Source organism: Aquabacterium sp. UBA2148 (genome assembly GCF_002328915.1).
GTDB classification, from domain to species: domain Bacteria; phylum Pseudomonadota; class Gammaproteobacteria; order Burkholderiales; family Burkholderiaceae_C; genus Aquabacterium; species Aquabacterium parvum.
Map to the genome: position 1 here is coordinate 1 of NZ_DCXA01000046.1, position 8,083 is coordinate 8,083.

6 protein-coding genes and 2 pseudogenes are annotated in these 8,083 nt (G+C 66.1%); 5 read left to right on the forward strand and 3 right to left on the reverse strand.

From position 1 onward, the window contains the following. Window positions 1–308 (reverse strand): annotated as a pseudogene (locus B2W70_RS02410) (histone deacetylase family protein); the annotation flags it as partial. 75 nt (window positions 309–383) lie between these two features. Here B2W70_RS02410 and B2W70_RS02415 point away from each other — a divergent pair. The 5 genes from B2W70_RS02415 to B2W70_RS02435 all read left to right on the forward strand — a co-directional run bounded on the left by B2W70_RS02415 (window position 384) and on the right by B2W70_RS02435 (window position 6,359). Then, complete coding sequence (locus B2W70_RS02415) at window positions 384–1,334, forward strand: AAA family ATPase (protein ID WP_058089196.1); 951 nt, start codon at window positions 384–386, stop codon at window positions 1,332–1,334. 56 nt (window positions 1,335–1,390) lie between these two features. Beyond that, window positions 1,391–2,386 (forward strand): DUF58 domain-containing protein, encoded by a 996-nt coding sequence (locus B2W70_RS02420; RefSeq protein WP_286742477.1) that lies wholly within the window; start codon window positions 1,391–1,393, stop codon window positions 2,384–2,386. Beyond that, window positions 2,383–4,521 (forward strand): DUF3488 and transglutaminase-like domain-containing protein, encoded by a 2,139-nt coding sequence (locus B2W70_RS02425; protein ID WP_286742479.1) that lies wholly within the window; start codon window positions 2,383–2,385, stop codon window positions 4,519–4,521. Before B2W70_RS02420 ends, B2W70_RS02425 begins: the two co-directional genes overlap by 4 nt. Window positions 4,522–4,682: 161 nt before the next feature. Continuing rightward, window positions 4,683–5,861: a lytic murein transglycosylase B gene (mltB, locus tag B2W70_RS02430; protein ID WP_286742485.1), complete on the forward strand. Its 1,179-nt coding sequence runs from the start codon at window positions 4,683–4,685 to the stop codon at window positions 5,859–5,861. 165 nt (window positions 5,862–6,026) lie between these two features. Then, window positions 6,027–6,359 (forward strand): H-NS family nucleoid-associated regulatory protein, encoded by a 333-nt coding sequence (locus tag B2W70_RS02435; RefSeq protein WP_058089079.1) that lies wholly within the window; start codon window positions 6,027–6,029, stop codon window positions 6,357–6,359. Window positions 6,360–6,466: 107 nt separating this feature from the next. On the opposite strand, the gene B2W70_RS02440 is transcribed toward B2W70_RS02435, so the two are convergent. Both B2W70_RS02440 and B2W70_RS02445 read right to left on the reverse strand, forming a co-directional pair. Further along, window positions 6,467–7,663 carry a M16 family metallopeptidase gene (locus B2W70_RS02440; RefSeq protein WP_286742481.1) on the reverse strand — a complete coding sequence of 399 codons (1,197 nt, stop codon included), beginning with the start codon at window positions 7,661–7,663 and terminating at the stop codon, window positions 6,467–6,469. A gap of 3 nt (window positions 7,664–7,666) precedes the next feature. After that, window positions 7,667–8,083 (reverse strand): annotated as a pseudogene (locus tag B2W70_RS02445) (insulinase family protein); the annotation flags it as partial.

Genomic DNA, 8,083 nt, shown 5'->3' on the forward strand with positions numbered 1-8,083 from the left:
CCCGCGGCACGCCAGGCCGCCGATCGGGTTCCCGGGCACCCCCAGGTGTCAGGGTCCAGCGCGCGGGTGTCCCCCGTGGCCTCGAGCTGCTGCAGGAAGTCATCGAGCGTGAGCACGTAATTCAAGTCGTGCGCCAGTGCCAGGTCCTGGTTGGACGCCATGGGCACGTCCTGGGGCAGCATGAGCACGTCCAGGCCCACGGCACGCAGGTGATCGTCGATGGCGTGCAGCCGGGCCGGGCACTCCGGGTGCCCCTTGCCCATGTCGTGAGCAAGGCAGTCCGGGTGAGAGAAATAGCCGGTGGTCATGGTTCAGAAAGCGCTTCGGCGCTCCCGGGAATCGGTTAAGGTCTTGCCATGCTTCGCAACGATTCGCACGCTTCCATGCCCGCCAGCCTGCCATCGGGTTTGACTGCTGGGAAGGCCACGCACCTCACGTCGCTCATCGATCAGGTTAGCACGATCATCGTGGGCAAGAAGGAGCAGGTCTCGCTCAGCGTGATCTGCCTGCTGGCCAGCGGGCACCTGCTGGTCGAGGACGTGCCAGGGGTCGGCAAAACCACGCTGTCGCAGGCCCTGGCCAGGTCGCTGGGGCTGAGTTGCGCTCGCGTGCAGTTCACCGCCGACTTGCTGCCCTCCGACCTGATCGGGGTGAGCATCTACGAGCGCCAGAAAGAATCGTTTGTCTTTCATCCCGGGCCGGTGTTCGCGCAGGTGCTGCTGGCCGACGAAATCAACCGGGCCGGGCCTCGCACCCAAAGTGCGCTGCTCGAGGCCATGGAGGAGCGGCAGGTTTCCGTGGACGGGCAGACCTTGCCTTTGCCAAGCCCCTTCTTTGTGATCGCCACGCAAAACCCGGGCGAGCAACTGGGCACGCACCCGCTGCCTGAATCACAACTTGATCGATTCGCGATGCGGCTGTCGCTGGGCTACCCCGATGCCATCGCCGAGCGCTCGTTGCTTCAGGGCTCGGACAGGCGCCAAGCCCTGCAGTCACTGCAGCCGGTGATGTCGCCCGAGTCCTGGCTGGCCTGCCAGAGACAGGTTGACAGCGTGCACGTGTCGGACAGCCTGCTTGACTACGTGCTGGCGCTCATCCATGCCACCCGGGACGGACGCTGGTTCGCGCAGGGTCTGAGCCCGCGCGCAGGCCTGTCGCTGCTGAGGCTGGCCCGTGCGCGGGCCTTGGTCATGGGCAGGCAACACGCCTCACCGGAAGACATCCAGGTGCTGTGGGTGCCAGGCGTGGCCCACCGGTTGCAAGCACTGAACCAGTCAGGGCGCAGCGCCGCAGCCCAGGCGCGAGCCCTGCTGGAGGCGACGCCGGTGCCATGATGGCCGCCGTGACGTCGCGCTTGAGGCAACGCTGGTCGGATTGGTGGGAGGCCAGGTTGCCCCGCCAAGACAAGTTGCGGCTCACGCAGCGCAACCTGTACATCCTGCCCACGCGCGCTGGCTGGGGATTTGCCGCCGTGGTGAGCGTGCTGTTGCTGGCCTCCATCAACGAGCAGGTCAACCTGGGCTACGCGCTGGCCTTCTTGCTTGGCGGCTCAGGTCTGGCGGCCCTCTACCAAACGCACGGCAACCTGCAAGGCATCAGCCTGAGCCTGGGCAGCCCGCCCAGCGTCCATGCCGGGCAATTCGTGCAACTGCCCGTCACGATCACCAACCAGCACAAACGGCTGTGGCGCTGTGCGTTGGCAGTATCGGCTTCGGGCCCTGAGCCCAGGTTGGCAGGCGCAGTGCAGTTCGCCGACCTGCCCCCCGGGCAGGACACCTGTTTGCTGATCGACATCCCAGCGCAGCAGCGCGGCCAGCAAGCCCTGCCTCGCCTGGTCATCGAGACGCGTTACCCGCTGGGGCTGTTCAGGGCCTGGTCGTACTGGCGCCCGCGCTCGCAGGTGCTGGTGTGGCCCGCACTGGACACCCTCGCCCCGCAACTGCCTGACAGCGACAGCGTCGACCCCAACCTGGCCACCACCCACCAAAGCCGTCAGGGACAGGACCTGCCCGAAGGTTTGCGTGACTACCGCAGGGGCGACCCGGTGCGCTGGATCGCCTGGAAAAAATCCAGCCTGACGCTGGCCACCGGCGCAGGTCTGGTCACCCGCGAGCCTGCGGCGAGCAGCCCACCAGATCGCTGGCTGGACTTCGAGCGCAGCCCAGGGCTGGCGAACATGGACACAGAAGAACGGCTGTCTCGGCTGACATCGTGGTTGTTGATGGCCGAACAGGAGTCTGCGGCACTGGGGCGCGCTTATGGCCTGAGGCTGCCGGGACAAGTGGTCGCCTGCGGCCAGGGGCCCGCCCACCTCAGGCATTGTCTGGACACCCTCGCCACCTGGCCAGGTGGTGCCGGGTCTGCCCGCGGAGGTCGCCACCCTTGAGCCGCCCCCGCACCAGCCTGAGCCGGGACGGCCGCGACACATTGTGGTTGCTGGCCGTGATCACGGTTTGCATCCTGCCTCACCTCGGTCGCCTGCCGATTTGGTGCAGCGTGGGCACGGGCCTGGCCATCGCCTGGCGCGCCTGGCTCGCCTGGCGCGACGCCCCACTGCCGCCACGCTGGGTGCTGGTGTTGGCCTTGATCGCTGCCACAGGCCTGACCCTGTTCACCCACCAGTCCATTTTTGGGCGGCAAGCCGGCGTCACGCTCGTGACCCTCCTGACCGCCCTCAAGACCCTGGAGCTGCGAGCCAGGCGCGATGCCTTCGTGGTGACATCGCTGGGCTTTTTCCTGGTGCTGACTCAGTTCCTGCACTCTCAGGCCATTGGCTTGGCTGCACTGATGCTGGTGGCCACGCTGGGCCTGCTCAGTTCGCTGGTGCTGGCGCAACGGCAGCAAGGTCGCCCGCCCATCACCGCGGCCGTGGGCGCTGCCGCCCGGTGCATGGTGATGGGCGTGCCCGTCATGCTCGCGCTGTACCTGCTGTTCCCCCGGTTCGGACCGCTGTGGAGCGCACCGTCAGACAGCGGTCCACGCACCGGCCTGTCCGACAGGATCGAGCTGGGAGAGATGTCCGAGCTGGCCCTCGACGACAGCGTGGCCATGCGCGTTCGCTTCCTGGGGGCAACGCCGCTGCACCACGAGATGTACTTTCGGGGCCCGGTGCTGGACCGCTTCGATGGCAAACACTGGACCAGCAGCGCGGCGCTTCGCCAACCATTCCCGATGGGCGCAACGGCCGCGACGACCTCTCAAATCGACGCACCCGAAGCCTTGGGCCGACAAATCAACTACCAGTTGACGCTGGAGCCCAATCGCCTTCGCACCGTGCCCTTGCTGGATGGCACGCTGGTCGCCAAGCCGGCGGCCAACGGCTCGACCACGACGCTGCAGCGAGACGGGCTGAGCTGGCACGCGCGAGCCCCCTTGACCGAGCGAACCCAGGTTGACGCGAGCGCGTGGATGGGCACCCGGGACACGCTGGATCCGCGCACTCGCGAGACCGGCCTGGGCAACCTGGCCTTGCCTCTGGGCCACAACCCCCGCACCCTGGCCTGGGCGGCCCAATGGCGGGAGCGAGGCAACCTGAAGGAAGCCGACGCTGACGCGCTGGCGCAGTCCCTGCTCAGCCACATTCGCCAGGGCGGCTTCAGCTACACCCTCGCGCCGAATGATGGCCCAGGGGATGGCTCGGAGCCCCGCCCGCATCCCATCGACCGTTTCTGGCTGGATCGCAAGACCGGTTTTTGCGAACACTACGCCACCGCCTTCGTCGTGATCTTGCGGGCGATGAACGTGCCCGCGCGAGTCGTCACCGGCTTCCAGGGCGCCGAGGTCAACCCTGTCGACGGGCTGCATGTGGTGCGCAACAGCGACGCCCATGCCTGGGCGGAATATTGGTCGGTGCAGCGAGGCTGGGTGCGCATCGACCCGACGGCCGCGGTCGCGCCGAATCGAATCGACCGCCCTCGCCCACCGATCCGCTACCCCGAGCAACTGCCACCGGCCCTGCGAGGACTTGACCCGGCATTCTGGAGCGGCCTGCGAGCCTACACGGATGCCGCGAACCACCGATGGAACGTCTGGGTGCTGCAGTATTCAAGGCAACAACAGATGTCCCTGCTTCGCGACTGGGGTTTCGAGTCCCCAGACTGGGTCACGCTGGTGCGGATGTGCGCAGGCATCGTCGGCGCACTCGCCATCGCGGGGCTGTTGTGGCTTTGGTTGCAACGTCCCAGGAAGGGTCGATCTCCCTGGCATGCCCCGCTGATGAAAGTGCACCGTGCATTGCTGGCAGCCGGACTAAAGGCCCCAATCGATTGCCCTGCCCCGGCGCCAGCGTTGAATTGGGCCAGCGCCATCGAGCGACAAGCACCGAGCCGCCGTCATCCGGAGCTTGCGCTGGCGCTCATCGAACGGCTCCAACGCCTGGACGCATTGCGCTACGCCCCCGAGCAGGCCCGCGCGCGACAACAACGGCAGGCCCTGGTCAAAGAGGTCACGAAGCTGGCTGCGCAGTGGGCCAGTCAGTCAGGTCGCCCCCACACCACGCCCGTGATGCGCCCACGTGGCTGAGCGCCGCGGCATTTGGCACACTGCCCCCTCGCGTGCGCCAAAGCACACGCCCATGCACACGCACCATGCCCCGCTCCTGCCCCGCTCCCATGTTAGACCGCCCCACTCGAGCCCTGCCCGCGTCGCCCTGTCACACCAGGCCGCTCATCTCCTTGACCTCTGTGCTCCTGGCCTTGGGCGTTGCGGCCTGTGGCTCCTCGCCCAGCACCGCCCCTGACACGGGAGCCGCCATCCCCGCAGCGCCCCGTGCGCTCGAGCAGCCGCTCCAGCAGCCCACGCCTTCGGCCCCAGCTCCTGCGGCATCCTCACCAGCGCTGGTGGCGACCCCCATCGCCACGTCGAGCGCGCAAAACGAGCAGCCCAGGCCATTGCCGGCAGACCAGGCCAGCTACGCGGATCGCGGCGATGCAACGCAGCTCGCCGACGAGCTGGCCCGCCGCCATGACCTGCCCGCGCCGTGGGTGCGAGAAGCCATCGCCCAGGCTCGCTACCGCGAGGTCGTGGGCAAGCTGATCATGCCGGCGGCCAACCCAGGTGCCAAAAACTGGGCGGCTTACCGCAGCCGGTTCGTCGAGCCCCAACGCCTGCGTGCCGGACAGCGCTTCTGGCAGGCGCACGCCGCCGACCTGCAACGCGCCGAGGCACGCTACGGCGTGCCGGCGCACATCATCGCTGGCGTGATTGGCGTGGAGACCCTTTACGGACGGGACACCGGTCGCTTCCGCGTGCTCGACGCCTTGACCACGCTCTCACTTGACTTCCCGAAAGGTCGCAGCGATCGCAGCGCTTTTTTTCGACAGGAGCTCGGTGAGTTCCTGACGATGTGCCACGAGCAGGGATTGGAGCCGGGCCAGGTGCTGGGCTCGTTCGCCGGCGCCATTGGCTGGCCACAATTCATGCCGAGCTCGATTCGTCGCCATGGCGTGGATTTCGATGGCGACGGACACATCGACCTGATGAACAGCCCCAGCGATGCGATCGGCAGCGTCGCGAATTTCCTGGCCGCGCACGGCTGGCAGGCGCAATGGCCCACCCATTTCTCCGTGCAAGCGCCCGGCAGCGGGCCACAACTCGACACCCTGCTGGCGCCGGATATACGCCCCACATTCACCGCAAGCCAAATGCAGGAGCTCGGCGCCAAGCTTCCCAAAACCGCGATGGAACACCCAGGCCCCCTGGCCATGGTGTTGCTGCACAACGCCGGCAAGCCCCCCACCATCATCGCTGGCACCCGGAATTTCTACGCCATCACGAGATACAACCAGTCCAGCTATTACGCTCTGGCGGTGATTGAACTCGGGCAGGCGATTTCCAGCCCACCGAAGCGCGGCAATCAATAAGCGATTTACCTTGATTCACACTTGCTTGCCATGTGGATTGGCGGCGGCAAAAACCTGGGTATAGAATTCGCCAATCTGCCGCACCCCTCTTTATCCACCGCCGCAGATCCGGACTGATCCTCGATTAAGTATCCAAGCCTGGGCATCGGGCAACAAAGGAAGCACATGAGCAACTATCAGGAACTCCTCGCGCAGAAGGCAGCTCTCGAAAAACAAGCCGCCGACCTCGAAAAGCAACTTCAAGAGGCCCGTCGCGCAGAGCGCTCCTCCGTGATCAACCAGATCAAGTCCATGCTGGCCGAGCACGGCCTGACCGTTGCCGACCTGGGGATCAAGCCCGGCAAGCCTGCGGCTTCCGGCTCCACCGCAGGCAAGAAGGTCGCCCCCAAGTACCGCAACCAGGCCACCGGTGAAACCTGGACAGGCCGTGGCCTGCAGCCAAAGTGGATTCAGGCTGCCATCGCGTCGGGCAAGAAACTGGAAGATTTCGCGATTTGAACGGTTTCAAATCCGAATGAACCCAAAGGGCCGGAATCATCCGGCCCTTTTCTTTTGTCACCCAAACCACGCTTGGCGCTGCCCCCAGCTCACGCAGCCCATCTGACTCAGGGAGGCGCAGAAGCAAAGTCTCCGGCCACACCCCTGACAAAAGCCTCCGGCCGAATGTGACGCCGCCAGGCCTCGTTGACCTGTTCCAGCGTGAGCGAACGCAGGGCTGCATCCACCCTGGCAGACACCGAAAAATCCCGACCCAGCTCAAGGTTACTCGCCCAGGCGGTCGCCAACCGGCCGTCATTGGCACGCCCGAGCTGCCTGAAACTCAGCAAGCTGCCCTGGGCAGCGCTCAACTCGGCTTGCGTGAAACCGTCTTTGAGCGAGCGGTCCAATTCCTCCTGGAACGCCTTTTCGACTTTCAATCGATTTTGCGGTGCGAAAATCGCACTGGCCACCCATTGCGAGTTCAGGTCTCGTTGCCCCCACTCGATGGCGCTGTAAACGCTGTACGACAAGCCCTCTTGCTCGCGGACGCGGCGCCACAACCTGGCATCGCCACCTCCACCCATGAGGTGATTGGCCATCATCAGCGCCGGGTAATCGGGATGGCTGTCGTTCACGGGCATGCCCAGGCGCACCACCATGGTGGCGTTTTGTTTGTCCGGCGTTTGCAAACTCAAGCTGACCGCAGGCACAGACAAAAGCGGCACCGCAATGGGTGCGCGAGCCTCGTGTGAGCCCCAATCACCAAAGGCCTCGATCAACGCCTGGCGCACCTGCTGCACATCGAAATCACCGACGATGCCCACACGCGCATGCGAGGCCGAGAGGAAGCGCCGATGGAAGGCCTGCACCTGCGCCAGGTTCACACCGCGCCAATCGGCAGCCATCTCATCGAAGGAGCGAGCATGGCGCACATCGCCCGCCGGATGAGGATCACCGTGGCGAGACAGCGCCTCGGCGAGCACAGCCGAGGGCTCCTTGCGCTGAGCCTCGATCGCCGACAACGCTTGCCGGCGAACCTCCTCCAAACCCTCGGCCGGCAGCAAGGGGCGTCGCAGCATGTCGGCCACCACGGCGATGGCCGCCAGCAAATGCTCCCGCCTGGACGACAAGGTCACGGCCAACTGCCCCGCCGAGGCGTGAACGCTGACCTCGGTCTGCAGTGCATCCAGGCGATCCTGCAGCGCTTGCCTGGACATCGTCTGCGTGCCCTGATCCAGCAGTTCTGCCAGCGCGGCAGGCGCCTCACCCCAGTTGGCCAGCGATTCGGCCGTGCCATGGTGAAACACCAAGTTGGCTTGCACCGCCTATGAGCGAGTGGGCTTGGGCAGCAGGGCCACCTTCATGCCCGGCGGCAGGTCAAAGCGCTGCGTGCGGGCATCGATGTTGGCTGGGGTGGCGTCGAAAGGTGCCACGTCATCGGCCGCAGCCTGCGGCTTGAAACCCTTGAGCACCTCGGCCAGGTCAACCCGCGCGGGCGCAGGTGCGCGCACCGGCTGCGCCGTTGGCACGTACTCACCCAAGGTGCGATTGGACTGCACAAGGTAAGCCGCCGCCACACGCTGCACGTCGGCCAGCTTGATGTCGCGCACGCGATCGCGGGTCAGGAAAAAAAGCCGCCAGTCGCCCTGCGCAACCGACTCGGACAGCGCCACCCCGACGTGCTGCGGATCGGCAAACAACGCTTGCCAGTCTTTCAACCAGCGGGCCTTGGCACGGGCCAG